This is a genomic window from Marinobacter sp. DS40M6, assembly GCF_028581595.1.
In the GTDB taxonomy this organism is placed as follows: domain Bacteria; phylum Pseudomonadota; class Gammaproteobacteria; order Pseudomonadales; family Oleiphilaceae; genus Marinobacter; species Marinobacter salarius.
The window spans coordinates 130,645-155,264 of the sequence record NZ_JAFCAE010000007.1 but is presented as its reverse complement, the minus strand read 5'-3'; the positions used below and the strand labels follow the sequence as shown (position 1 = coordinate 155,264).

Genomic DNA, 24,620 nt, shown 5'->3' with positions numbered 1-24,620 from the left:
AGGAGCTTAAAAAATGGAAGAACGGATTCTCGACGAAATCGATAAATTTATCGATCAGAACAGATACGTCAGACATAAGTCTGTTCAGAACATCGTAAATAAGGTGGCATCAAGATCGACATTAAGAAGGTGGTCGACTCAAAAATATCATCAAACCTATCTCCAGAATGTGTCATTCAGCGCAATACATAGCAATGCGAGGGATTACCCGGATATACGAGTCTTTCAGGTTGATCAGTTAGTGGGTGAAGAAACCGATATATGTGACGGAACCGATAGTCATTTCAATTTGATGAAAAGATTCGCGATTGCCTGTGGCGCTGACACCCAGGAGATAGAAAACAGCCCGGTGGCAGAACCCGTGAAACGATTCACGGATTACCTGATTAACTGCTGCAAAAAAAGACATCCTGTTCTGGCAATGCTGGCCATTTATTGCAACGAACGACAGACCCCCGCTAGCGCCAGCCAGATGGCAGCCGCACTTAAGCAAGAATATGGTTTCAACGACAGCGAACTGGAATGGTTTTACCTGCACGGTGAGCTTGATGTTGATCATAGCAAGCAAGCACGAAACCTGATCATCCGACACGCAGATGATGTAGTGGATTTCGAGAAAAACGCATGGGAAGTGGTCAGATTAGCAGTCATAGAGTGGACAAACCTTCAAGACTACTACGCATCCATAACGTAAAGGAGAGTTCGAAAATGGAAACCATTAAAAGTACAGACCAGTCGGCTAGCCAGAACTACAAGGAGCTTTACAAACTGGCCCGTCCATTTATCGACGCCGATTCTCATATCGAGGAAAACGAAGAGGTTTTTCGATACATCGATAAGGAATATGAGCATCGTCGGCCTACTATTATCGATATCGAAGGCGTGATCAAACACCGCCCCACCCGGAACAAAGTGTGGCTAGTCGACGGAGAAATACGTCCAAAACTGATGGGGCAGAATCCCTCATGCTATGCGAGCCCGCCAACATCCGACTACGCGATGTCAAAGCCGGTCAGCGTCTCAGTGCAAGGATTGATGGACCCAGATGAATATATTGAGTGCATGCAAACCATTGGGCTTGATGTGTCCGTTCTTTACCCCACACTGATGCTACATCCTATGACGCGTGATCCTGGGTTTGAGGAGGCGCTGGCACGAGCCTACAACTCTTTCATGGGAGAGCGTTGTGGCCAACGACCTGAGAATCTGAAATGGGCCGCCGTGCTGCCAATGCGAAACCCCGACGCGGCGGCCCGGGAAGTACGTCGGGCTAAATCCCTAGGCGCTTCCACCTGCATGGTACTAAGCACGGTAGGTGACATGCCTCTGCACGACCGTCGTTTCGATATCGTCTACGAGACATTGTGTCTTGAAAACATGCCAATGAGTATCCACGTGGGCTGGCCCCATGACAGCCTCAATGACTCACTTTCCAGCATTCCCGCCAGTCTGATACTCCATTTCGAAGCTGGAATGTTGCACAGCATGTTTTCAGTGCTCGCGGGCGGAATACTGGATCGTTTCCCTGAGTTAAAAGTGGCTTTCGTGGAAGCCGGGGCTGTCTGGCTTCCCACCTTCCTTGATCGAGCGGAAAAGTGGCGTAAGACACCCACCGCCGAAGTCTGGCTAGCCGAAAAAAGCCCGATGGATTACTTACGGGAGAATCAGGTTTTCTTCACTGTTGAGGGTGATGAGCCACGACTTGAAGAGTTTGTTGATCTGGTTGGTGAAAACCGGATTCTCGGATCCGCCGATTTCCCTCATGTGCACTACGAAGGCGGCAAGCTGAGCGAAACCTTTAAAGATCTGGTCACCCACCCGGGATTTAGCAACCAGACCAAGGCGAGGTTTCTCGGTAAGAACTCCCTCGATTTCTACAGGATGTGACCGAGATGGGCCTGACGACATTTGACAAGATTTGGGATCTACATACCGTCAAGACACTTCCAACGGGGGAGGACATTTTATTTATTGATCGCCATCTGTTGCATGAAGTATCCAGTCCTCAGGCCTTCGATGGCTTAAGACAAAAATCCCGTCCTGTGCGATATCCCCACTTGGCGATCGGCACCGAAGATCACATTGTTTCCACGGCACCTGGGCGGGTTGGAGGAACGTTCTCGGAGGCGGAGCAGATGCTGAGTACGATGAGAAAAAATACCGAGAACTTCGGTATTTCCCATCATCAGATTGGTAGTGACAGGCAGGGTATCGTTCATGTCATTGCGCCAGAGCAAGGACTCGTAATGCCGGGGATGACCGTCGTGTGCGGTGATTCCCATACCTGCACACTCGGCGCATTGGGAGCGGTCGCATTTGGGATCGGGACCAGCGAAGTCGAGCATGTGCTGGCAACCCAGACCATTGTTCAACGACGCCCGGGCGTATTACGGGTCTGTCTCGAAGGGGACTCAAAAGAACGCAGATACATACTGCCTAAGGACTATATCCTGCAGATATGCAGGCACCTCGGACCTTCCGGTGCTCGAGGCATGGTCATAGAGTTTGCCGGTGAAGCAATCCGGCAAATGCCCATGGAGGGACGACTGACGATCTGCAATATGGCGATTGAGGCCGGTGCCAGGTCAGGCTTTGTCTCCCCGGACAAGCTCACCATTGATTATATCCTGACAACAGATGCGGGAAAGCAAGTCCTCAACAAATCCGAACTGGAGAGTCGCTGGTTGTCGCTCGCCAGTGACAGATATGCCGAGGTACAGCGGGAACTGGTGATCGATGTTTCCGACATCGAGCCCCAGATCACTTGGGGAACCCGACCGTCCCAGTCAATGCCAATCGATGGAACGGTTCCTGGTTCCCAGGACGACAGCGATGATAAAGCACTGGCCTATATGGGGCTGACCCCGGGAGAACCCATCCGCGGTACAAACATAGATACGGTGTTCATCGGCTCCTGTACCAACAGCCGAATCAGTGATCTGCGCATCGCTGCGCATGTATGTCGCAATCAAAGGGTCGCCCCCCATGTGACAGCCTATGTCGTGCCCGGATCGGAGAGTGTCAAACGCCAAGCGGAACGCGAAGGTTTGTTGGATATATTCGTCGACTCCGGATTTGAAGTACGCGAACCAGGCTGCTCCATGTGTGTCAGCGTCAATCGCGAGTTCGTCAGGCCCTATTCTCGCTGTGTTTCAACAAGTAACCGCAACTTTGAGCACCGGCAAGGGCCGAATGCGCGTACTCACCTGAGTGGCCCGGCCGTTGCAGCAGCTTCCGCAATTGCAGGTCAAATCGAAGATCCGAGAACACTGGGGATTCACCTATGAATGAGCCATATATCAAGCACCTCTTTATTTGCACCAATGTACGACCAGGTGGTGGCCGTGCATGTGGCAGCTCAGGCGGAACTGCGTTTTGTCAACTGGCCAAGTCTGCCCTTAGGACAAGTCTTCCTATAGCTGAAAAGCATCGGTACAGGGTGTCGTCTTCTGGCTGCATGGGACGCTGTGCCAATGGCCCTGTGGCGGTTTCCTACCCGGATGGACACTGGTGGCAACTGCGCGACGAGGAACACGTGAAAGAAATTGTCAATAGTTTAGTGCCTCCGGCGGCGGGCATTGAAACAAACAACTAACTCAATGTAAGCGCACTGCTGCCATGCAGTGGAATGTATACGGAGGTCATGATGAAGATTTTATCGGAATCGTTCTCGGATGGAGAGCGTATGCCCAGCAAGTTTGCATTTGCGAAAAAGGATTTGTCCGAGGGGCTATGTTTTGCCCGCAACGTAAACCCGGAAATCGCATGGCAGGATATCCCGCCGGCCACACGTTCACTCGTGCTGATATGTAAGGATCGCCACGTTCCTGTTGACCTTACACAAGTCAATCTGGCCGGGGTGATCATACCAGAGAGTGCTCTTAGACGAGATTTCTACCACTGGGTCGTTGCCGATATCCAGCCTGGCATCAAGCGTATACCAGAAGGAAGCGTGTCCAAATGCGTCACAGTCGGTGGCAAGAGTTCACAGCATCACAATGGTTTCATCGAAGGGCTGAACGACTACACGAAAGTTCTTGGAGAGGATCAAACCATGGCGGGTCATTACTTTGGTTACGATGGCCCCTCACCTCCACTCAACGATAAGAAACTGCATTGGTACGAGTTCACTCTTTACGCCCTGTCGATCCCCACGCTGGGTTTAGAGGGCGCCTTTTCGGCGGACGACGTTATCCCGTTACTACAAAGGCATTGCCTGGATTCAGCGTCGATAGCAGCGAGTTACTCCTATTCGCCTGAAGTTGAACTGACATAAGGTGAGGACAATGACGGTAAATGATCCGTGGATATTCCGTGACGTCCGAGCCTCTATTCTGAGCCACAACGACGTGGACACCGATGCCATTATCCCGCAGACGGAGCTGGTTACGACATCCAAGACAGGATTGAGCAAAGGGCTGTTTGCACGTTGGCGTTACGACAACACTGGGCTGCTCTGTTCAAACTTTGTGCTCAACAGACCAGAAAACCGTAACAGCAAGATTCTGATTTCAGCCCGGAACTTCGGTTGTGGCAGTTCTCGGGAGCACGCCGTATGGGCGCTAAAGGACTTTGGTATTGTCGCCGTTCTGGCTCTGTCATTTGGCGAGATTTTCTACCGAAATTCTGTGCGGAACGGTCTGATAGCTGCAGTGATAAGTGACGAGACCTATAGCATGCTTTTGAAAAGCGCCAGCCCGGAATCCAAGGGAATGATGATGTCACTCGACCTCGGAAAAAAACTTATCGAGTGGCGAACGCCTGAGGCCCGGATGGGAACCGCAGATATCAACATTGATGACAAAGACAGGGAGCGAATAGCTAGTGGTCAGGACGAAATTGATATCACATTGAAGTACCTATCAGAGATTGATCAATACGTTGAACAGGATATGTCAGCCAGACCTTGGGTTTACTCACTTAGCCAATAAAAGGTGTCTTGAAATGAACAAAGCTGTGTTATTGGAAACAGCCCGGAATGCGGTTTCGGTCATCAAAAACGGGGGGCTGGCATTGACGCCGGCGGACATTGGTTACGGATTACTGGGCAATTCGGAATACTCGATCCGTAAAATGTACAGCCTCAAGGGACGGTCCTTCACCAATCCATGCATTGTGGCGGGGAACATGAACGTTCTGACAGAGATCGCGGTCGTTCCGGACGATGGGACTCTGGAGTGGCTGCTTGAAATAACTCGGGACAGCACCCTGGCGGTAGTCTTTCCGCTGAACAAAGAGTCCCGGCTCATTCGTTCCTTGTCACCCTGGGTACTCGAGCATTCAACCGAGAGTGATTCTATCGCGGTGTTCCTAAACTGCGGGCCAGTTGTTGAAGAAATGGTGAGACTGGCCTCCGAGGAGGGAATGTTATTGGTTGGGTCATCCGGAAATTTCTCAAAGTCCGGTAACAATTTCCGGTTACAGGATGTGCCGTCGGAAATTCGTGAGGGCGCGGATTTCACGTGCGACATGGGGGTATCAAAGTATGAGAATCCGGAGCGTATGGCAACCACCATCCTGAACTTCAGTAATCACAGCGTGAGAAGGCTGGGCGTGAACGGCGCCGAGATACTCAGCAGCTATCAATGTTTTGCAGCAGAGCGCAAGCTACCGCTCCTTCGGGAAGAGATTGCGCCAGTAACAGATAAGAATAGAGAAACGGAGGCCCCCGTATGAACGCAATAAACGAAGGACTGGAAGGCATCGCTATCGGAAAATCCAAGATCACCTACATCGATGGTCTAAAAGGTCAACTGATTTTTCGTGGTCATTGGGTTGAGGAGCTTGCAACCAAACACTCGTTTGAGGAAGTTGCTTACCTGCTGTTGTTTGGGGAATTACCAACGCCCATGGATCTGGCCGCGTTCTCAAAATCCATGGCGGATGCGCGCGAATTACCGCAATGGATCTATCCGATGCTGGACCTCATCCCTGACGAAGTTAGCTATATGGCTGCATTGAGAACCGCGATGTCCACCATGCCTCTGGAGAAGGAACACTTTCCACCTGAAAAAGAAGAGGCGATCAGGTTGATTGCCAGAGCCCCGGTTATACTTGCCTACCTTTTCAACAAACGCATGGGACAACCGTTTGTTGGACCAGACCCGTCTCTCGGTCACGTGGACAACTACCTCTACATGCTCTCTGGAGAGCGACCAGCTGCGGAGAAAGTCAAGTTGCTCGAGACTTACCTGGTGCTTTCCATGGACCACTCGATCAATGCATCAACCTTTACCGCACGCGTGGTTACTTCAACCGAGGCTGACCTGACATCATCAATTGTTGCTGCCATAAGCGCATTGCTTGGGCCACTCCATGGAGGGGCGCCCTCTAAGGTAGACACTTTGCTTGACGAGATTGGCTCTGTTGAGAATGCCGAAGCTGTAATCAGAAATAAGGTGGAACGCGGTGAGCGCATAATGGGGTTTGGCCATCGCGTCTACAAAACCCATGATCCTCGCGGTGCCGCATTGCGGAGTATGTGTGAAAAGTATAAAGCTTGCGATCCCTTGCTCCAACTGGGGTTGGAGGTGGAGCAGGTCATTGTCGACACCCTCCAAGAACTGAAGCCTGGTCGTGACCTGTACCCGAATCTTGAGTTCTGGGCAGCAGCCGCATTGCGTGTATCCGGGTTGCAGAAAGATATGTATACGCCCACCTTCTGCCTCGGGCGCATCGTAGGATGGAGTGCCCATATCGCCGAACAGGCTGGTAAAAACAGACTGATACGCCCGACGGTTGTTTATTCTGGAACGTTTCCAGAATAAGCCAAAGAAAGGGAATCGGAACGAGTCAACGGAATGATTCAGTTGGGGATAAACGATTGAAACTCAGGAGCAAGTTGGCAATACACAGGCTGCATATCTTAGCGGCAACGGTTGTTTTTGCATCAGGGTATACAGCCTGGAACTGGGTATACGATAGTGACAGTATCCAGGCATTCGTGAACGCTCGAGTTATCGAGGTGCGCTCACCAATCTCCGGTACCTGGATGCCCGAGCCCGATACGGTTCGGGCTGGAGCGTTTGTCCCAGGAGGCAAGACATTTGGCAAAGTGAAAGGAGTCAATAACAACCCGCTGGCACTTAGTCTGCGATTGCAGCGGGCGGACCTCGAACGAAAGATCGCCATTCAGCTTGAATCAATATCCTCCCTCAAAGGGAGGCTGAAAAGCAGAGTGCGTGAGTTGTCGCGATTCCAGCACCTTTTATCCCAGCAGACTGAATTACAGGCAAAGAATTGGTCTGTAACTTTGAATGAGGCGGAGGCTGAACTAGCCGAAGCGACTGTCAGAAGTCAACTAAGGGAAAAGCAGTTAAGACGAACCCGTGAGTTGGAGGGAAAAGGGTTTGTCAGTGAGGAGGAACTGGATGTCACTGAGATGTCTCATCGAGAGGCCGAGGCCCAGGTTGAGGTCTTGCGCTCAAGGCGGGAGCAGATCCGCCTTGACTCGGAGGCCGATAGGCTGGGGTTGCAACTAGGCGGCACGATGACCTTCAGCTATCCGCAACTGCGCGTGAGTGAAATTGAACTCGAGATTAAAGACCTGAAACTCGACCTGAATGTGCAACAAGCACGACTTGGCGCCTTGCGAAAACAAAAAAACCTCGTGTCCTTAGAACAGAGGCAAGAGGAAAAGCGCGTTATCTCTTCTACTTTTCCGGTATTGATTTGGTCTGTTGAAACTCAAGGGGTCACTCAGGTCAGCACCAACCAGCCCCTGCTGAGGGTTATCGATTGTTCAAATATATGGGTTGAAGCCTTCGTGAACGAGCGAGCCGCTGCCACCTATCATCGCGGAAGCTTGGTTCGGGTTTCTCCAATTGGTCGTCCCGAGCATTGGGAAGGAGAGGTGGAGTTTGTCAGATACGGGACCGGAAGGGTATCAATCGGTCAACCTGTTACCGAACCACCTCCAGAGATTTCCAGAAGGCAGCTTCCCGTGAGAGTAGCAACAGTAAAAATACGTGTGGATTGGCAAAAGAAAAACACAGGCGTGGAGTCTTGTCCTGTTGGTCTTAGCGTGAACGTAAGTCCAGCATAGTGTTTGCTTTACTATAGGGTTGCCTCACCGCATCGATGGGTGTTGATGAGCGACCATCAAAGGAACCAAGTTCAATGGAGTTGAGCCTGATGATAATAAGTATAGGTAAAGTAAAAAGTATACACATGCTAAAAGTATTTTCTGCAGCGGCGCATTACGGAAGCTTTACCGCATGTGGCCAACGATTGCACATGACACAGAGCGCAGTGAGTCAACAAGTTAAACGCCTGGAAGAGCTTGTCGGGTCGGAACTGTTTTTCCGCCAGGCTCGCGGTGTAAGGCTCACAGATCAAGGCCGCTTGCTTCTACAACAAATAGGCCCACTTATATCAATAGTAAATAACGGTCAGGAAAAAAAACCAGAAGAAACGTTTGTTATTAGAATGGCCATGTCGACGATTATAGCAGAACAGTGGGTTCCAATGTATCTACCAATGTTCAGGAGACTATTTCATAATTTCAAGCTTTGCGTTCTAGAGTCGAGCTTAAACGATAATGAGTTCGATTCAGCAGATATAAGCCTCATCCAAGTGAACGTAAATGAGGAAAGATTCATCGATGAAAGCTGGTGCTTCTGTGATCGTGACGAAATGGTTGCCGTGTGCTCTCCTGAATACCTCGAAATGATCAAGATAGATGCTAAAAATTGGTTGGAGAAGTCCTGTTTGCTTGAAAGCCACAGTTCAAGCAGGGAAAACGGCGGACTATCTTGGGACGCTTGGTTAGCCGCGCAAGGAAAACTAGGGAATCAATCCGACGAGATCGTTTTATTTGAAAGCAGCAGTCTATCCCTGCAAGCAGCGAAAGCAAGCTGCGGTGCCGCGTTGGCTTCCTTGGCGGAAGTGAGCTGCGATCTGCGAGACCGAACACTTGTCGTGCTTCCCGGACGCCCGGTACCCGCAGCCAGGTCCTACTATATCAAGGTGAGAGAAACCAGCGATTACCGTCATCAACAAGCGTTGGATTGGTTGCGAAAAAGCATATACGCAACAGTACAAGGTACCGTTCATAGCAGCCAATTGGTCGACGCGATCTAAAAGTAAACGCCGCACCCATACTCGACAGGGCCAGACCTTCATGCCCCGTCCCATCAACAGCCAGGAATGCGGTCAATCTTATGATAGTAAGGTTCTATGCCTATCGAATAATGTCGAGGCTGTATTTCCACGTCATTATCATTTTCATGTACTTCACCGCGCTCGAATATGGCTTGGTGCGAACCATGCTGCTCATTGCAGCGTATGGTTTTTCGATCACACTTGCCAGCGGGGTCGTCAGATACACTTCACAGTTCCTATCAGCCAAAGAAATGGTGCTGACTGGCGAGGTGGCCAAATTATCTGGAATAATTCTACTTATTCTGGGCACCCAACAAACAAGTGTCAGTTTTTGGTTACCCCTTGTGGGTCAAATTCTGGGAGGCATCGGATTCTGCTATTCAATTAGCTCTGACATTGGGCTTTTGTCTCAAGCCAACTCAAAAATATCGCAAGAAGACTTTGCACGAGTCCAGACTAACTCACAAAGCTTGATGTTTATTGCCACGTTAATTTCCGGGCTTTCTGGCGCCATTCTCTACAATTATCAATACCAATGGCCTTTCCTGGCCACTCTTTTCACAAACGTAGCAGCTATATTGATTGTACTTTCATTCCCCTCAATCAGCACCAATCCCCAAGCTCGCCACAACATATCATCAGGTCGTGACGATACACCAAGGTTAAGTGGATCGGTCAAATTCTGGATGACTTATTATGTGGTCGGCCGCATTGCGACATTAGCTCCTTTTATTGGATTTCTGCCCTTCTTTTTCATACAACTGCAGCCCGACCCATACACTTTCGGTATTGTGCTGAGTTTTTTTTCACTCTCTGCTTTCATTTCCGCATACTATGCAAACCACTTGGATCGCGTACTTGGGAGTAACGGGTACTACTGGCTTAACGTAGTGGTTATGTTAAGTGGGATGGCTTTATTCACACTTTGCGAGTGGTTGGCTGAGAATTATCGAGATCCTTTCCCTGCGGCTTGTCTTGCGACGCTATTAATTGGTTTTGGATCTGGCTGTATTCGACCATTATCCATGAGCAAACTTCAGTTGAGCGCCAAACAAGCAGATGAAAGGACTTATATACTGTCAACCATGGAAAAGAGGTTTGGTCTGTTCAACTCTGTTGTGCTAATTGTTGGAGGAGGACTCATTTATATCGGCAGTTTTTCTTTAGTCATGCTGGCGCTAACGACTTTGTATTTTGTGACATCCATATCCAGAAACACGACCTCCGCCGAATAGTGGAGGCCGCTAGCGTGGAGAACGCCAATTAAGCCAGCCATGCCGCAAGTTTCTACATTATTCATCATCCCAATAGCTGACCGCAGAAGATTCTCGGCCAAAAAAGGAAAATGTGCGCTCTTCTGAAGGGCCTCCGGGGGCTGTACCAACGAATACTCCAAACTTTCCAGAGTCCGGGTACTCCATAACATCGGGCGCTTCCATGGTACTGATGCACAGATACGACAACGTATTATCGGAGTTGTTGAGAATCTGATGAGCGTGCTCGGTACCGCCAGCCGGTGCACAAATAACGTCACCTTTTGTTATGGAGAAGGACTCCTCTCCGATCCGAACCAAGCCCTGCCCCTCCAGGATGAAGAACATCTCTTCATTGACCCGGTGGCTGTGGAACGGCCAGGCACGATAGCCGGGATCCACGTGCACCACTCGATACCCCAGTTTTTGCGCGGGTAGCAAGCCGGAAAGATCAACGGTGCGAGCCTTGAATTTTTCGTTGTGTTGGCGCTCAGTGAGGGTGAGTGATGGGTCCTCAATGTTCACAATCTTCTTGGTCATATTAACGTCCCTTATCATTAGCATACTTCCAGCCAGCGTCCATTCAGCCCTCACATACTGCCACTTGAAGAGATAACCCGGCAACTCCACAAGCGTCACTGAACACCAGCAATTGATGTTTGGACACTATCTGCTACTGAGTTGAACCGCCCACATGCAGATGGCGTATTCTTCGTACCATCTTCTGTGTGGTCGAGCGAGCGGGTGTAGAGGACGCAACCTGCTCAGTTTACAAAGAACACCTGACAAGATAGAGAATCTCATGTACCAGAGGCCAATCAAACATGCCTAACCTGATTTTGATTCTAGGCGACCAGCTGACCACCGCCATCAGCGCACTCGACAACGCTGACAGGGAACGAGACAGAATCGTGATGGCAGAGGTCCACGACGAAGCCAACTACACCAATCACCACAAGAAGAAACTGGTTCTGCTGTTCAGCGCCATGCGCCATTTCGCACAGCGGCTGGAGGATGACGGCTGGCAGGTTCACTACCAGACTTACCACCCCGATAACGAAACCCGAAATCTCGAGTCTGTCATCGCCAATCAGCTCAAAGAAACCGGCGCTGACAGGGTGATCACGACAGAGTGCGGCGAGTGGCGATTGTACGAGCAAGTTAGCCATTGGCATGAGCGCCTGGGTGTGCCGGTGGAGATCCGGCCGGATACGCGTTTTATCGCCAGCAAGCAGGCGTTTTCGGACTGGGCAGAGGGGCGTAAACAGCTGCGAATGGAATTCTTCTACCGGGAAATGCGACGAAAAACCAGTTTGTTGATGACGCCAGATGGCAAGCCTGAGGGCGGCGAATGGAATTTCGACGCCGACAACCGCCGCAAGTGGACGGGAAAACCGGCGGCTCCGGCTCCCTACCGCGTTGAGCCCGACAAGGTGACTCGTGAGGTGATTGAGCTGGTAGAGCAACACTTTACCGAACACTTCGGCACCACGGAAGATTTTCACTTTGCCGTCACCCACGAGGACGCAGAGCAGGCATTGGAGTACTTCATCGATTTCGCCCTGCCCTGTTTCGGCGACTTTCAGGATGCCATGTCCGACAATGAAGACTGGCTGTTCCACTCCATCCTGTCGCCCTACATCAATTGCGGCTTGCTGGATCCACTGGCCGTCTGCGAGGCCGCCGCACAGGCCTGGTATTCGGGGCGTGCGCCGATTAACGCAGTGGAGGGCTTTATCCGCCAGATCCTGGGATGGCGTGAGTTTGTGCGGGGTATCTACTGGTTGCATATGCCAGGGTACGCACAGGAAAACCGGCTCGGTAATACCCGTTCCCTACCCTGGTTCTACTGGACCGGGGACACCAGGATGCGTTGCATGCACAAGGCCATTGATGCCACCCGTCGCAACGCCTATGCACATCATATCCAGCGGCTGATGGTGACCGGTAATTTTGCGCTGCTGGCCGGCGTCAAGCCGGAGGAGATCTGTGACTGGTACCTGGCCGTGTATGCCGATGCCTACGACTGGGTGGAGCTACCCAACGTGCTGGGCATGGTGATGCACGCAGACGGTGGCTATCTGGGATCAAAACCCTATGCCGCCAGCGGCAAATACATCCAGCGCATGTCGGACCATTGCAGCAACTGCCACTACAAGGTCAACAAGGCCACGGAAGACGACGCCTGCCCGTTCAATGCGCTCTATTGGCATTTCATCAATCGCCATCGGGACGACTTTGCCAGCAATCCGCGCATGGGCATGATGTACCGCAACTGGGACAAGCAGAAACCAGAAAGGCGGGAGGCGCTGCTCCAGCGTGCCGACAACTTGCTGGCACACCTGGAGCAACTCTGAAAACAGAGAGGAACTGGGGCGACTATGGGCGGATGCGCTTCTCGCTGTCCGGGTCGAAAAACACGACCTTTCTCATGTCGAACATCAGCTCCGCCTCTTGCCCCCAGTTCACCGGGTGTTCCGCATCCAACCGACACTGCACATCAACATTGTTGAGGCGAATCACGGCGAGGATGTCCGGCCCGGTGGGCTCGGTCACCTCCACCGTAAACCGGCTCTCGGCAACCATCTGGTTGTCCCTTTTCTGTTCGTCTGGCTGGCTTATATGCTCCGGGCGGATGCCGAGCACCACCTGTTTGCCGGCCCACCCCTGCAGGTAATCCGGCACTGGCAGGGCAAGTTTCCGGCCATCGCTACCCTCAACGTTGACCACCAGGCCTGATCCAGCCTGCTCTACCGTCACATTGATAAAGCTCATGGACGGCGAGCCCATAAAGCCCGCGACAAACAGATTCTCCGGCGTGTCATACACTTCCTTAGGCGTGCCCAGTTGCTGCAGTTCGCCGTCTTTGAGCACCGCGATCCGATCCGCCAGCGTCATGGCTTCGATCTGGTCGTGGGTCACGTACACAATGGTGGTTTTCAGGCGCTGGTGCAGCTTCTTGATTTCGGTGCGCATTTCCACCCGCAGCTTGGCATCCAGGTTGGACAACGGCTCGTCGAACAGATAGATCTTCGGCCTGCGAGCCAGGGCGCGCCCCATGGCGACCCGCTGTTGCTGCCCCCCTGAAAGCCGGGCTGGCTTTTTGTCCAGCAATGCGGAAATCTGCAGCAGATCAGCCACACGCTCCACTTCCTGCTGGATCTCGTCTTTCGGCATACCGCGGATTTTCAAGCCGAACGCGATGTTTTCGCGCACCGACATGGTGGGGTACAGCGCGTAGGACTGGAACACCATGGCGATGTCCCGGTCCTTCGGCTCCATGGTGGATATGTCCTTGCCTTCCACCACAATCGACCCACCGGTAATGGATTCCAGGCCGGCAATGCTGTTCATCAGGGTTGACTTGCCGCAGCCGGAAGGTCCGACCAAGGTCAGGAATTCACCGGAGGCGATGTCAATATTGATGCCCTTGAGCGTCTCATCGAGAGCCCCCGGGTATGTCTTGCGAATGTCCCGCAGTTCAAGTTGTGACATGTTGTTTTACCCTTTAACCGAGCCGGCCGTCAGGCCGCGTATAAAGTACTTGCCGGCCACGATGTACACCACCAGCGTTGGCAGGGCGGCAATCATGGCGGCGGCCATATCCACGTTGTATTCCTTCACCCCGGTGCTGGTGTTCACCAGGTTATTCAGGGCGACCGTTATCGGCTGGCTGTCGCCGCTGGCGAAGACCACGCCAAACAGGAAGTCGTTCCAGATCTGGGTGAACTGCCAGATCAGTGACACCATGAAGATGGGTGTGGACATGGGCAGAAGGATGCGGAAGAAGATGGTGAAAAAGCCGGCGCCGTCGAGCCGGGCCGCCTTCACCAAAGCGTCGGGAATGGCCACGTAATAGTTGCGGAAAAACAGCGTGGTAAAGGCCACCCCGTAGATCACGTGAACCAGTACCAATCCAGCGGTGGTGTTGGCCATGCCCAGCTTGCCAAGGGTGGCCGCCATGGGCAGCAGCACCACCTGGAAGGGCACAAAGCAGCCGAACAGCAACATCCCGAACAACAGATCCGAGCCCTTGAATTTCCACTTCGACAGCACGTAGCCGTTAAAGGCACCCAACAGGGTGGAAATCATCACCGCTGGCACCGTCATCTTGAACGAGTTCCAGAAATACCCTTTCACGCCCTTACACTGCACACCGGTGCAGGCCTCGGACCAGGCCTTGGTCCAACCGATGGTTGTCCAGTCGGTGGGCAGTGCCAACAGGTTGCCAGAGCGGATATCCATGGGCGTCTTGAAACTGGTGATCAACATCACGATCAGCGGAATCAGATACACCAGGCAAGCCAGAAGCAGCACGCCGTAGATAGCAATGCGGCTGGGGCGAAAGCCGGTACGAACCATATCAGTCATGGCGTTTCTCCCTCAGTTCGGAATACAGGTAAGGCACCAGCAATGCCAGAATCGCACCCAGCATCAGCATGGCGCTGGCAGAGCCCAGCCCCATCTGGCCACGGGTAAAGGTATGGGCGTACATGAACACCGCCGGCAGGTCGGTGGAATAGCCCGGGCCACCCGCCGTCATCGCCATCACCAGGTCAAAACTCTTGATAGCAATGTGGGCCAGCACCATCACGGAGCTGAAGAACACCGGCCGCAAGGACGGCAGGATGATTTTCCAGTAGATCACCGGCAGGCTGGCACCATCCACTCGGGCAGCACGGATAATGGATGAGTCGACGCCCCGCAGCCCGGCCAGAAACAGCGCCATCACAAAGCCGGAGGCCTGCCAGACAGCGGCCATCACAATGGTGTAGATGGCGAAGTCGGAGTTCACCAGCCAGTCGAAGCTGAAGGACGTCCAGCCCCAGTCGTGCATCAGTTTTTCCAGGCCCAGGCGCGGGTTAAGAATCCAGCGCCAGACGGTGCCGGTGACAATCATGGACAGCGCCATGGGATAGAGATAAATAGTCCGGATCGCGCCTTCCTGGCGGATGCGCTGGTCCAGAAAGATCGCCAGCACCACACCGATCAACAGGCAGATGCCGATAAAGAGCCCGCCAAATATCGCCAGATTCCATGAAGCGACGATCCAGCGCTCGCTCTCCATCAGCTTGGCGTATTGCTCAAGGCCGACGAAATTGTAACTGGGCAGGAAGCTGGAATTGGTAAATGACAGCACGCCCGTCCATAGCATGTAGCCATAGATCCCGATGCCAACCAGCAGGAAGGTCGGGGCCACCACCAGTTTGGGCAACCAGCGCTGCAGGCCATCCATCAGGCCAGACGATGCCCTGGCCACCCCGGTGGGGCGACGTTGAGTGTGTTCCATGAGGAATCCCCTGAAGAAACCCGAAGGCCGCCCACCGGGCGGCCTGATACGGCATTACATGGCGGACTGGATGGCGGCTGCCAACTGGTCCGTGGTTTTTGCCGGGTCCGGGTTGTTGGAGTTGACGAAGTTGGTGACCACATCGAAGATCTGGCCCTGGATGTAGCTGGTGGTCGCCAGGCCGTGGGAGAAGCTTGGCACCAGACCGCCGTCATCCGCGCTGGACTTGAAGGTATCCATCGACGCCTGGGCACAGGTATCGAAATCACTCATGTCCATGTCGGTACGAACCGGGATTGAGCCCTTGTTCTGGTTGAACAGGGTCTGGAATTCCGGTTCCAGAATGGTTCGGGCGAGATCCTTCTGGGCCTTGATGTCCTCTTCCTCGGACAGCGTGAACATGGCGAATGAGTCCACGTTGAAGGTGAACTGCCCGGTTGTGCCCGGGGCCGGCGCGCACACGTAATCCTCTCCTGGTGTCAGACCTGCGGCGGTGAATTCGCCCTTGGCCCAGTCGCCCATAATCTGCATGGCGGCCTCACCTCGAATGACCATACCGGTGGCAGTGTTCCAGTCGCGGCCCGCGGCATCGTCATCGACGTAGCTCATGACCTTGGCGAACTGTGCAAAGACCTCTTCCATTTTGTCGCTGTTGATCACGTCCATGTCGTGGTCGACAAAAGCCTTGCGGTAATCATCGGGGCCAAGCTCGGCAAGTGCCACGGCATCGAACACCGTTGCGTCCTGCCACGGCTGTCCACCGTGCGCCAGGGGAATGTAGCCCTCGGCCTTGAGCTTGTCGGCCACCTCGAAGAACTCGTCCAGCGTAGTGGGAACCTCAACACCAACATCTTTCATGACCTCCGGGTTCACCCACAACCAGTTCACCCGGTGGACGTTCACGGGCACAGCCACGTACTCGCCTTCGTATTTCATAACGTCGGAAATCATTGGCGGTATGAGCTGATCCCAGTTCTCCGCCTCAGCGACGCTGTCGAGGCTGGTCAGAAAACCCAGCTCCGCCCATTCACGAATATCCAGGCCCTTGATCTGGGCGGCAGCAGGAGGATTGCCAGAAACGGCGCGGGTTTTCAGGACGGTCATGGCGGCTTCACCACCACCGCCGGCTACGGCAAAGTCTTTCCAGGTGTGGCCCTGCTCTTCCATCATTTTCTTGAGGGCGGCCGCAGCACGCGCTTCACCGCCGGCGGTCCACCAGTGCAGAACCTCAACTTCTCCGGCCTGAACGGCCGCTGTTGGCATCAGGGCGGAAGAGACCGCCAGAGCTGTAAGGTGACGCTTGAACGATTTCATATCATGACTCCTTATTCTTGTCGTGGAGACGTTTGTCAGGCTTAGAACCAGACTTCCATCTGGGTACCAAAGGTCCACTGGCTTCCGCCAAAGTCTTCCTGCCCCAGGGCATCGCCACCGTCGTAGCGGTTGAGCTCGTCGTCCCAGGTGGAGTAGGTAGCGAAAACCCGAATTTCCGGGCGGTTCCAGAAGCCGCCTACCTGGGGCTTGAAAGTCGGTGCAATGGTAAAGCGGGCGTAGTCACCATCCACATCACCACGGCCTTCGTAGCCTTCGGTTTGCAGGTCCATCACCTGCCAGGAGGCTTCGTACTGCATTTCAAAGTTGGCGCCAAGCTCATTGGCCAGGCGGGTGTTGAAGGTCAACCATTGGTACTCGTCCCCTTCCACATAACGGTCTTTGCTGGTTTCCGCCATGATCGCCGGGGCAATGCGCCAGCTATCACCCAGTCGGGTGGTGCCGTAGGCGGCGATTCGTGTGCTGGCGGCATCTTCATGCAGGTTGCCATCGGCACCAATGTTCTTGACCTCCGCGCCAAGCCCCTGGCCATGCAGCAGCGCCACCTTGAAGCTGCCATCGGAGAGTCCGAAGAAGCTGTCGCCGTGGTAGGCCAGCATGGTATGCACACCGGTGTCGGCCGCTTCCATAACACCATTGACGATGCGCTCGTCGTTATCCGCAGCGGACATGCCGCTGATCAGCCACTCAACGTTACCGAAATAGTTATTGGCGGTAAGAATCAGGTTGTCGGTGTCGGAAGTGCCGTCAGTGGTGGTGGGGTCGGAGGGGAAGTCCAGGAAACTGCGGCCATAGAAGGAAAAGTTGGATGTCACTGACTCGCTGAACGTCACGTCATAGATACCGGCGCCGGTGCCTCCCAGGAAGACGATATCGCTGTCGAGCCAATGGATGTCGAAATCCAGGTCGCGATCGAAGCGCTTTCCGGCCCAGATCGAGGCGTCCTCAAAGATACCCGTGAAGCTGGCCAGGTTACTGAACTGGACATAGGCCTGCCGCACGTTCAGGGCGCCATCATCAGCAGTCCAGTCGTTGCTGGAGGTTGTAGCGTCGGCAATCATCAGGCGGTAGTGAGCCTTGGTGCCGTTATCCGCCACGGTTTTGTAGTTGAGGATGGCCTCGAGATAGGTGTCCGGCTCGTTACCCAGCCGACCCACGGCCCCACCAACAGAGCCGGCGGGGGTCAGGTAGGGGCCGCCGGGGGCACTTTTACCATCGCTGTTGAGCAGCAGGCCCGAACGGGCGTAGGTGTTGAAGGAGAAGCCCTGCTCACCCTTGGCATGGGGTTCGACCTCAGCCAATTGTTGCTCCAGGGCGGACAAGCGTTCTTCCACGCTCTCCTGGGCATGCGCCTGGCCGGCAAACAACCCCAACGACGCCACGCCTACCGCGGCTGTCAGTCTGTGAAGAGGCTTGGCGCCCAGGATCAGGGCAGAACGATACGTTTTATGGGTATTCATAATGACTCCTTGTTTTTGTTGTATTAGCAATATCGGAGTCTATGGCAATACCTCGGGGAGGAACGTATCAAACTGAAAGGCCGATGTAACACGGTTGTTACATGCCACCTCAATGTCGGGGCAGCGTGAGGGTGACGTCCAGGCCACCGCCTGGCCAATTCGCGATTTCAAGGTCGCCACCATGGCTTTGGGCAATGTTACGGGCTATGCCGAGACCAAGCCCATGCCCTCGCCGGTGTTCCTGACCCAGGCGGTAGTAGGGCTCGAAAATCCGTCCAAGTTCGGCCTCCGGAATACCCGGCCCGTAATCCCGGACGTGGATCGTCAACTGCTCAGGGGAGTCCTCCACACTGATGGTCGCAGAGTCCCCATACTTGACGGCATTGTCCACCAAGTTACCCAGGCATCGTTTGAGCGCCAGTGGTTTGCCGCGATAAGCCGCGCAGTTTCCTTCCACGACTACCCGCGGGCTCTCTCCTCCATACGCTTCCGCCATTCGCCGTAACATGCCGTCAATATCAACCAACTCCACGTTTTCATGGATGTCGGTGTCCTTCATACCCTGCAAGGCCCCCTTCACCAGCAATTCCAGCTCCTGAAGGTCGCTCTCGAATCGCTCGCGAATGTCGGCATCGTCAATCAGGTCGGCGCGCAGGCGAAGCCGGGTTATCGGGGTTTTCAGATCATGGGAGATTGCGCGGAACAGCTGATCCCTGTCGCTGATGTAACTTTGTAGCCGCCGATGCATGGTATTGAAGCCACGGGTTACCGCCACAATTTCCGCACTACCCTGCTCTCTCAATGGTGATCGGTGTTCATCCAGCGGCAGGTCCCGCGCTGCCCTGGCCAGCTTGTGCAATGGTCGGGTCTGGCGACGCACCAGCCAGGCCAGCACCGGGAACAAAACCCCTATCATCACCAGGATAAACACGATCTGCTGGCCCGGGATGCTTTCATCATCCAGCGAGACATAGGGCGCCGGCAACAGCGAAGCCAGGTACAGCCACTCTCCTGTGGCAATCTCCACCTGAGTCACCAGAACGGGCGGTTTGATGGGTTCCAGCGTCAAAGCATAGTGAGCCCAGGATTTCGGCAACGCATCCAATGGCAACTGGGTATTCAGTATTCGCAGGTCATCGGGGTGAACAAATTCCACGTGCAGATTTATCGATTTCCCCAACCGGCTTTTCAACACCGCCACGACTTCGTCTGTCACCAGCCGCTTGCGTTCACTGTCAGGCAACGCACGCATATCGATGTGTTTGTCGTTGAGGGAGACAAAGAAGCGGGAGCCTCCCATATCCCGCAGCTGGTCCAGCACAATATGCCGGTATTCCAGTGGCAGGGACTTGAAGAACTGCGTTGTTGCCGCCGCTGATGAGGCCAGGTTGCGGGTGGTGCTGACCAGGCCCTCCACCTGCTGGGCGCGGAATGTGCCCACCCAGATCACGCTGGAGGCGATCTGGGCAACGCCCATAGCCAGCAGAGTCAGCAACAGAATGCGCCCGAGAAGCGACGAAGGCACAAGACGCCAGACCTTGCGGCCGGTTTCTATGGCTCCCTCGTTATTCCGCGCCATGGGTCACCGTTGCCGCCAGCAGATACCCTGCCCCTCGCACCGTCTTGATCAGCCTGGGGCTCCGCCCCTGGTCTCCCAAGCGCTGGCGCAGGCGGCTGACCGCCACATCCACCACCCGGTCCAGCGGCATGGACTCCCGCCCCCGGGTAACGCCGGAAATGGTGTCACGGTCCAGGACTTCATTGGGGTGTGCCAGGAACAGTTGCAACAACGAAAAATCCGCGCCGGACAACGGAGTGACTTCTCCCTGGTCCGAGATAAGCTCATGGGCCTGGGTGTCCAGCCGCCAGCGATCAAAGCATACGAACCGGGGATTGTCCGCACGATTGAACCCGGAGCGTCGCAACAGTGCCTTGACCCGGGCCTGCAACTCCCGGGCGCTGAAGGGCTTCGCCAGGTAGTCGTCGGCACCGATTTCAAGGCCGACCACACGGTCGGTTTCGTCCGAGCTCGCAGTCAGCATGATGATCGGCACTTGTGAGTGCTCGCGAATCTCACGGCACAGCGTAAAACCATCGTCGCCCGGCAACATGACATCAAGGACAATCAGGTCGACCCGTGCCTCTGACAGAGTGCGGCGCATACTGTCGCCCTCGGCCGCGGTCATGACATCGTAGCCGACACGAGACAGGTGCTCATGCAACAATTCACGGATTGCCAGGTCGTCGTCAACAACCAGAATCGATGTTTTTACATCAGACATTCATAAGCCTTTATTGTTATTCATTCGAGCGGGGAGATGCCTGAACTTTGTCGGGCCGCTGTCAGACAAAGTAAGGCAAAACCCACATCCAAATGCTAGTCTTCAGTCAGCATTGTCAACAAAAGGGATGACACGGTCATCATGGATCTTCGGCCTATGGCCCTGAGCGTACTCGGCACCCTAGCTGTTTCCGTGTGCCACGCCGGGCCTCCCACACTCACTCTCTACACATTTGAATCCCCGCCTTACCAGATGTCTGCACAGACAGCGGATGGCGTAGCGAATGTGGTTGGCGAAACCGTAGATACCGTGACCTGCGCGGCCAACCAGGCCGGCTGGTCCACGAACATTCGGCTCGCTCCCCAGAACCGGGCTGCGCACTCACTCAGCCGCAATCTCATTGACGGATACTTTGCCATAGATCCGTCCACAGAGCTGGATATCACGGCAAAAAGAAGTGACCCGGTATCGCTGGAGAAGTGGTACCTTTTCAACACAGAACCCGGCCCCATCCCAGACACCGCCCGTATCGGCGTTGTCGACGGCAGCAACGAGAAAGCCTGGCTCGAAGCCAATGGTTATAACATTTTTCTGAGCGTGTCATCACCAAGCCAGTTGCCAGCCCTGCTCAGGCGCGGGCGAATTGACGCCGCTCTGATGGATGAGCGAACCATGAGTGGCCTGCAACACATGGAGGGTACGGGTTACAACGAGTTGAACGCACACTTTCTTCGCTACGCGCCGCTGTATCTGTATATGAGCGAGAATCTCACCGCCAACAACCCGGGCTTCATCTCAAGCTTTAACCGCTATCTACCCGGGTGCATGGAGGGGCAGATTACACTCTCCGCAGAGGAGGACAAGCGCATAAGGCAATTGGCGGAGCGGCTGTTCAGCGAGCTCGACAGCATGCTGGACCTGCAACAAGCCATTGATGCCGGCCCACGCCTCGAAACCCTGGCGGACGTACTGACCTTCGACAGCATGTGGCAGGCACGGGCACCGGAAAAGGCAACCGACCTTGCCACTACCATACTTGAGTTGCCGGGATCGCGAACTCTGAATGCCTGGACGCTTACTCACCCGGAACTGGTCACCGAGGCATTGCTCTCCAATAACATGGGCACTCTGGTCGCCATGAGCCAACTCACCTCGGATTACTGGCAGGGGGATGAGCCAAAGTTCAACGCTGTCGTATCAAACATCCGCTCCGGTTTAACCGGGCTGGAGGCCATGTACCTTTCGGACATTCGATACGATGCCTCGACGTCCCGCTTTCAGGTGACGGTCAGCGCCCCCGTTGGGCCCATTACCGACAAGCTGCCAAAGGGCGTTATCTCCCTTGGACTCGACATCGAAGAGGCGCTGGCGAACAGCCGGCCTCACTGAGATTACGGCGGGCCGATTTCGCAGGCCAGCACCAGCGCCCAGAATTCCGAAAAGTCATTGACCACCACATCCGGCTTATCCGGATGCTTGTGAGTGCCCGGAAAGATCCGGTTCAGCCAGGGCAAATCCCACTGCGCACCGTTGAAAAACACTGCCGTCATGCCGGCGCGTTTGGCGGCTATCACGTCTGTGGTGCTGTCACCTACGTACCAGACGCTCGGGTCTGGCGGGTAATCCAGCTTCTGCACGGCAAGATAAAGCTGATCGGGATGAGGTTTTCTCAGCGGCGTGTCGTCTCCACAGACGTCCACATCAAACAGATGCGTCCAGCCGGTGTCCTCTACGGCGGCCAACTCATGCTCGAAGAATTCCCGGTCACGATTGGTAATAACACCCACCTGAATATTGATCCGCCGAAGTCCCTCAAGAACGGCCCGCACCTTCGGCTCAAAGGCTTTCACCGTGCCATAGTGCTCGCGGTAGTGACGATTGAACGCTTTGTGGGCGATCTGCTTGGCCTCCTGATCCTCCCCGAACAAGACCTCGAAAATATCGGTGCGCGAAATCTTGCGGTCGGCCCGAACCTTGGGGTGAAGCTTGGCAAACTCCCGCACGTAAGCCACCAGCCGAGCGTCTTCCGGTGTCTTGCTGTCTTCCGGCGCCAGCATACGGCTGACCAGGCCCAGTTCCTCGAATTCCGGGAACATATCATCCACCGCGTGATACATGGCGTCCAGGGTATCCACCAGCGTGGCGTGCCAGTCGAACAACACCACCGACGGGCGGATCAGGCTGACCACGGCAGGATGCCAGTCCGGCTCAATGCGGGGCTGTGGCGGTTCCGGCCGCGGGTAGGGCCGTGGCCGGACTTCCGCCGGAGTGGCCCGAAACGCCTTTGGCTGATGTCGCTCCAACAACGCCAGCAGGTCTATGAGGTCTTCGAAACTGTCCAGTATGGCGGCCGGAGCGTCGCGGTAACTGAACCAACTGTCAATTCGATCCGGCTCCCAACAGGCGCCGTTGTAGAAAACACCCGATACCCCGGCACGGTTGGCCGTGAGCATATCCACGTAGCTATCGCCCACATACCAGGCCTGTTCGTCGACTGGCAGCCCCAGTTTCTCCAGCACGCGGGTAATCACTTCCGGGTCGGGCTTGTACTCGGTGACATCGTCGGCGCACACCGTAGCGTCAAACAGGTTGCGCCAGCGCCCCTCGTCCACCATGCTCAGCTCCTTGTCCAGGAACTCCCGGTTGCGGTTGGTGGACACCGCCAGCTGGATGCCCATTTCCTTCATGGCGGTCAGGTACTCGTAGGCGCCCTGCTGGAAGGGCCGTACCTTGCCGAAGTATTTCCGGTAACAATCGTTGTAGGCTTTATGGGCGACAAGCTTGGCGTCTTTATCGTCGCCAAAGATGGCGTTGAAGATGTCGGTGCGTGATACCCGCCGTTCCGCCAGAATGCGCGGGTGCAGCCGTCGGAAGATCCGTATGTAACGGACCAGGCGAGCATCGTCTGAGGTGCGACATTTGTCCTCGGGCAGCAGCCGGTCCACCAGGCCCAGGTCTTCCAACTGCGGCAGCATCTCTTCCATGGCGCTGAACATGGCGTCGTGCGTATCCACCAGCGTGCCATGCCAGTCAAACATCAGCACCGAGGGTGCGGGCAGTCCATCGCTGAATCGGGCCATAATCAGTTTCCCGTTGGTTTCTTCGCGGTCTCCACGTGAACCACCCGCCCATTACGCAACTTGACGATGCGGCGGAACTGGGTCTTTCCAGTCTCGTACAGCCACTCTTCCACAGGCACCAGTTGATCGGCACGGTAGTGGCCGGCGACCGTTGATCCACGGCCAACGGGTTCCCAGGTGACCCGCCGGGAAAGCGGCTCACCGCAATAGGCCACCATTTCGAATTCGCTGAGCCCGCTTTGCAGCCGCGCCGGAGAGCAGTCACCGGCACTGTCGCCGGCGAAGCCATAGCCCAGGCTGTGCTCATGCCGGAGCTTGCCATTCCTGAATTCAAGGCGGCGAATAAATCCCTGTGGGCCGGGGTTGTAGTACCAATGCTCAACTTCGCCCACAACACCTATTCCGGGAACGGTGGCCGTTGGGTAGGTCGCTATGTAATCCGGCGCACCGCAGCGCTCTTCAACCTCCACTGGCCAGTCGCCGACGTCCACCAGTGACGAGCCACAGCGAAAAGCACCATTGGCGGCACCCGGCAAGGCAGCCAACCCCGGAAGAACCAAAAGCAACAACACTCTGATTGATAACGGCAACCGCATACCTTTCCTCCCCTGAACGCTCCTAACCTTCCATAGTAGAAGCATGAAAAGGAGTTGGGCACCCGTAAATCGTAAAAAACACGTAAACAACCACCGTCTGATCCTCAGCAATCAACGTTCACTGTTCAAAGGACCACGACCCATGGCCGGTTGGGTTGGTAGTAGACTTTTCAAACCGTGGCCTCGCTCGAAAATGTTTCAAGGGCCCCTCCATATCAACGGTTG

22 protein-coding genes are annotated in these 24,620 nt (G+C 54.7%); 12 read left to right on the top strand and 10 right to left on the bottom strand.

The features are described 5' to 3' along the window. The first annotated feature begins 13 nt into the window (after positions 1 to 13). From JJO78_RS17510 to JJO78_RS17465, 10 genes are all read left to right on the top strand, one after another. The gene (locus tag JJO78_RS17510) at positions 14 to 694 is read left to right on the top strand and encodes a TenA family transcriptional regulator (protein ID WP_151982979.1); all 681 of its coding nucleotides are present in this window, start codon (positions 14 to 16) and stop codon (positions 692 to 694) included. Between the two features lie 14 nt (positions 695 to 708). Continuing rightward, positions 709 to 1,887 carry an amidohydrolase family protein gene (locus tag JJO78_RS17505; protein WP_159265603.1) on the top strand — a complete coding sequence of 393 codons (1,179 nt, stop codon included), beginning with the start codon at positions 709 to 711 and terminating at the stop codon, positions 1,885 to 1,887. Positions 1,888 to 1,892: 5 nt separating this feature from the next. Continuing rightward, complete coding sequence (locus tag JJO78_RS17500) at positions 1,893 to 3,287, top strand: 3-isopropylmalate dehydratase large subunit (protein WP_151982981.1); 1,395 nt, start codon at positions 1,893 to 1,895, stop codon at positions 3,285 to 3,287. A 398-nt stretch (positions 3,288 to 3,685) separates the two neighbouring features. Continuing rightward, a complete protein-coding gene (locus JJO78_RS17495) occupies positions 3,686 to 4,276 on the top strand; it encodes a YbhB/YbcL family Raf kinase inhibitor-like protein (RefSeq protein WP_159265601.1) in 591 nt (196 codons plus the stop codon). A gap of 10 nt (positions 4,277 to 4,286) precedes the next feature. Next, a complete protein-coding gene (gene leuD / locus JJO78_RS17490) occupies positions 4,287 to 4,931 on the top strand; it encodes a 3-isopropylmalate dehydratase small subunit (protein WP_151982983.1) in 645 nt (214 codons plus the stop codon). Positions 4,932 to 4,944: 13 nt separating this feature from the next. Further along, positions 4,945 to 5,676: a Sua5/YciO/YrdC/YwlC family protein gene (locus JJO78_RS17485; RefSeq protein WP_151982984.1), complete on the top strand. Its 732-nt coding sequence runs from the start codon at positions 4,945 to 4,947 to the stop codon at positions 5,674 to 5,676. Then, a complete protein-coding gene (locus tag JJO78_RS17480; protein ID WP_151982985.1) occupies positions 5,673 to 6,767 on the top strand; it encodes a citrate/2-methylcitrate synthase in 1,095 nt (364 codons plus the stop codon). The genes JJO78_RS17485 and JJO78_RS17480 overlap by 4 nt, the downstream gene beginning before the upstream one ends. A gap of 56 nt (positions 6,768 to 6,823) precedes the next feature. Then, the gene (locus JJO78_RS17475) at positions 6,824 to 8,044 is read left to right on the top strand and encodes an HlyD family efflux transporter periplasmic adaptor subunit (RefSeq protein ID WP_199480639.1); all 1,221 of its coding nucleotides are present in this window, start codon (positions 6,824 to 6,826) and stop codon (positions 8,042 to 8,044) included. Between the two features lie 74 nt (positions 8,045 to 8,118). Beyond that, on the top strand, positions 8,119 to 9,081 hold the full coding sequence (locus JJO78_RS17470) for a LysR family transcriptional regulator (protein ID WP_159265599.1): 963 nt from the start codon (positions 8,119 to 8,121) through the stop codon (positions 9,079 to 9,081). A gap of 185 nt (positions 9,082 to 9,266) precedes the next feature. Then, positions 9,267 to 10,337 (top strand): hypothetical protein, encoded by a 1,071-nt coding sequence (locus tag JJO78_RS17465; protein WP_273624274.1) that lies wholly within the window; start codon positions 9,267 to 9,269, stop codon positions 10,335 to 10,337. A gap of 57 nt (positions 10,338 to 10,394) precedes the next feature. On the opposite strand, the gene JJO78_RS17460 is transcribed toward JJO78_RS17465, so the two are convergent. Continuing rightward, the gene (locus JJO78_RS17460; RefSeq protein ID WP_151982989.1) at positions 10,395 to 10,895 is read right to left on the bottom strand and encodes a cupin domain-containing protein; all 501 of its coding nucleotides are present in this window, start codon (positions 10,893 to 10,895) and stop codon (positions 10,395 to 10,397) included. Between the two features lie 284 nt (positions 10,896 to 11,179). Here JJO78_RS17460 and JJO78_RS17455 point away from each other — a divergent pair, with 284 nt between their 5' ends. Continuing rightward, positions 11,180 to 12,712 carry a cryptochrome/photolyase family protein gene (locus JJO78_RS17455; RefSeq protein WP_273624272.1) on the top strand — a complete coding sequence of 511 codons (1,533 nt, stop codon included), beginning with the start codon at positions 11,180 to 11,182 and terminating at the stop codon, positions 12,710 to 12,712. Positions 12,713 to 12,734: 22 nt separating this feature from the next. On the opposite strand, the gene JJO78_RS17450 is transcribed toward JJO78_RS17455, so the two are convergent. The 7 genes from JJO78_RS17450 to JJO78_RS17420 form a co-directional block, all read right to left on the bottom strand. Next, positions 12,735 to 13,850, bottom strand: coding sequence for an ABC transporter ATP-binding protein (locus JJO78_RS17450; protein ID WP_273624270.1), 1,116 nt, complete (start codon positions 13,848 to 13,850; stop codon positions 12,735 to 12,737). A 6-nt stretch (positions 13,851 to 13,856) separates the two neighbouring features. Next, positions 13,857 to 14,726 (bottom strand): carbohydrate ABC transporter permease, encoded by an 870-nt coding sequence (locus tag JJO78_RS17445; protein ID WP_273624268.1) that lies wholly within the window; start codon positions 14,724 to 14,726, stop codon positions 13,857 to 13,859. Next, positions 14,719 to 15,645: a carbohydrate ABC transporter permease gene (locus JJO78_RS17440; protein ID WP_075194413.1), complete on the bottom strand. Its 927-nt coding sequence runs from the start codon at positions 15,643 to 15,645 to the stop codon at positions 14,719 to 14,721. The genes JJO78_RS17445 and JJO78_RS17440 overlap by 8 nt, the downstream gene beginning before the upstream one ends. A 54-nt stretch (positions 15,646 to 15,699) precedes the next feature. Continuing rightward, complete coding sequence (locus JJO78_RS17435) at positions 15,700 to 16,959, bottom strand: ABC transporter substrate-binding protein (RefSeq protein WP_273624267.1); 1,260 nt, start codon at positions 16,957 to 16,959, stop codon at positions 15,700 to 15,702. A 41-nt stretch (positions 16,960 to 17,000) separates the two neighbouring features. Further along, the gene (locus JJO78_RS17430; protein WP_198324904.1) at positions 17,001 to 18,437 is read right to left on the bottom strand and encodes a carbohydrate porin; all 1,437 of its coding nucleotides are present in this window, start codon (positions 18,435 to 18,437) and stop codon (positions 17,001 to 17,003) included. A 109-nt stretch (positions 18,438 to 18,546) separates the two neighbouring features. Further along, positions 18,547 to 20,016: an ATP-binding protein gene (locus tag JJO78_RS17425; protein ID WP_075194410.1), complete on the bottom strand. Its 1,470-nt coding sequence runs from the start codon at positions 20,014 to 20,016 to the stop codon at positions 18,547 to 18,549. Continuing rightward, positions 20,003 to 20,719 (bottom strand): response regulator, encoded by a 717-nt coding sequence (locus JJO78_RS17420; RefSeq protein WP_075194409.1) that lies wholly within the window; start codon positions 20,717 to 20,719, stop codon positions 20,003 to 20,005. Before JJO78_RS17420 ends, JJO78_RS17425 begins: the two co-directional genes overlap by 14 nt. 141 nt (positions 20,720 to 20,860) lie before the next feature. Between JJO78_RS17420 and JJO78_RS17415 the strand changes: the two genes are divergently transcribed. Beyond that, complete coding sequence (locus JJO78_RS17415) at positions 20,861 to 22,108, top strand: substrate-binding periplasmic protein (protein WP_273624265.1); 1,248 nt, start codon at positions 20,861 to 20,863, stop codon at positions 22,106 to 22,108. A gap of 2 nt (positions 22,109 to 22,110) precedes the next feature. Here the strand turns inward: JJO78_RS17415 and JJO78_RS17410 are convergent, their stop codons facing one another. Both JJO78_RS17410 and JJO78_RS17405 read right to left on the bottom strand, forming a co-directional pair. Beyond that, the gene (locus JJO78_RS17410; protein ID WP_036208863.1) at positions 22,111 to 23,799 is read right to left on the bottom strand and encodes an HAD family hydrolase; all 1,689 of its coding nucleotides are present in this window, start codon (positions 23,797 to 23,799) and stop codon (positions 22,111 to 22,113) included. 2 nt (positions 23,800 to 23,801) lie between these two features. Next, the gene (locus tag JJO78_RS17405; protein WP_273624262.1) at positions 23,802 to 24,395 is read right to left on the bottom strand and encodes a DUF2845 domain-containing protein; all 594 of its coding nucleotides are present in this window, start codon (positions 24,393 to 24,395) and stop codon (positions 23,802 to 23,804) included. Positions 24,396 to 24,620 lie beyond the last annotated feature (225 nt).

What these genes read in the sequence shown, in the direction of transcription:
- JJO78_RS17510 (WP_151982979.1), top strand. Translation starts at nt 14, where the DNA reads ATGGAAGAACGGATTCTCGACGAAATCGATAAATTTATCGATCAGAAC.
- JJO78_RS17505 (WP_159265603.1), top strand. Translation starts at nt 709, where the DNA reads ATGGAAACCATTAAAAGTACAGACCAGTCGGCTAGCCAGAACTACAAG.
- JJO78_RS17500 (WP_151982981.1), top strand. Translation starts at nt 1,893, where the DNA reads ATGGGCCTGACGACATTTGACAAGATTTGGGATCTACATACCGTCAAG.
- JJO78_RS17495 (WP_159265601.1), top strand. Translation starts at nt 3,686, where the DNA reads ATGCCCAGCAAGTTTGCATTTGCGAAAAAGGATTTGTCCGAGGGGCTA.
- leuD (WP_151982983.1), top strand. Translation starts at nt 4,287, where the DNA reads ATGACGGTAAATGATCCGTGGATATTCCGTGACGTCCGAGCCTCTATT.
- JJO78_RS17485 (WP_151982984.1), top strand. Translation starts at nt 4,945, where the DNA reads ATGAACAAAGCTGTGTTATTGGAAACAGCCCGGAATGCGGTTTCGGTC.
- JJO78_RS17480 (WP_151982985.1), top strand. Translation starts at nt 5,673, where the DNA reads ATGAACGCAATAAACGAAGGACTGGAAGGCATCGCTATCGGAAAATCC.
- JJO78_RS17470 (WP_159265599.1), top strand. Translation starts at nt 8,119, where the DNA reads ATGGAGTTGAGCCTGATGATAATAAGTATAGGTAAAGTAAAAAGTATA.
- JJO78_RS17465 (WP_273624274.1), top strand. Translation starts at nt 9,267, where the DNA reads ATGCTGCTCATTGCAGCGTATGGTTTTTCGATCACACTTGCCAGCGGG.
- JJO78_RS17460 (WP_151982989.1), bottom strand. Translation starts at nt 10,895, where the DNA reads ATGACCAAGAAGATTGTGAACATTGAGGACCCATCACTCACCCTCACT.
- JJO78_RS17455 (WP_273624272.1), top strand. Translation starts at nt 11,180, where the DNA reads ATGCCTAACCTGATTTTGATTCTAGGCGACCAGCTGACCACCGCCATC.
- JJO78_RS17450 (WP_273624270.1), bottom strand. Translation starts at nt 13,850, where the DNA reads ATGTCACAACTTGAACTGCGGGACATTCGCAAGACATACCCGGGGGCT.
- JJO78_RS17445 (WP_273624268.1), bottom strand. Translation starts at nt 14,726, where the DNA reads ATGACTGATATGGTTCGTACCGGCTTTCGCCCCAGCCGCATTGCTATC.
- JJO78_RS17440 (WP_075194413.1), bottom strand. Translation starts at nt 15,645, where the DNA reads ATGGAACACACTCAACGTCGCCCCACCGGGGTGGCCAGGGCATCGTCT.
- JJO78_RS17435 (WP_273624267.1), bottom strand. Translation starts at nt 16,959, where the DNA reads ATGAAATCGTTCAAGCGTCACCTTACAGCTCTGGCGGTCTCTTCCGCC.
- JJO78_RS17430 (WP_198324904.1), bottom strand. Translation starts at nt 18,437, where the DNA reads ATGAATACCCATAAAACGTATCGTTCTGCCCTGATCCTGGGCGCCAAG.
- JJO78_RS17425 (WP_075194410.1), bottom strand. Translation starts at nt 20,016, where the DNA reads ATGGCGCGGAATAACGAGGGAGCCATAGAAACCGGCCGCAAGGTCTGG.
- JJO78_RS17420 (WP_075194409.1), bottom strand. Translation starts at nt 20,719, where the DNA reads ATGTCTGATGTAAAAACATCGATTCTGGTTGTTGACGACGACCTGGCA.
- JJO78_RS17415 (WP_273624265.1), top strand. Translation starts at nt 20,861, where the DNA reads ATGGATCTTCGGCCTATGGCCCTGAGCGTACTCGGCACCCTAGCTGTT.
- JJO78_RS17410 (WP_036208863.1), bottom strand. Translation starts at nt 23,799, where the DNA reads ATGGCCCGATTCAGCGATGGACTGCCCGCACCCTCGGTGCTGATGTTT.
- JJO78_RS17405 (WP_273624262.1), bottom strand. Translation starts at nt 24,395, where the DNA reads ATGCGGTTGCCGTTATCAATCAGAGTGTTGTTGCTTTTGGTTCTTCCG.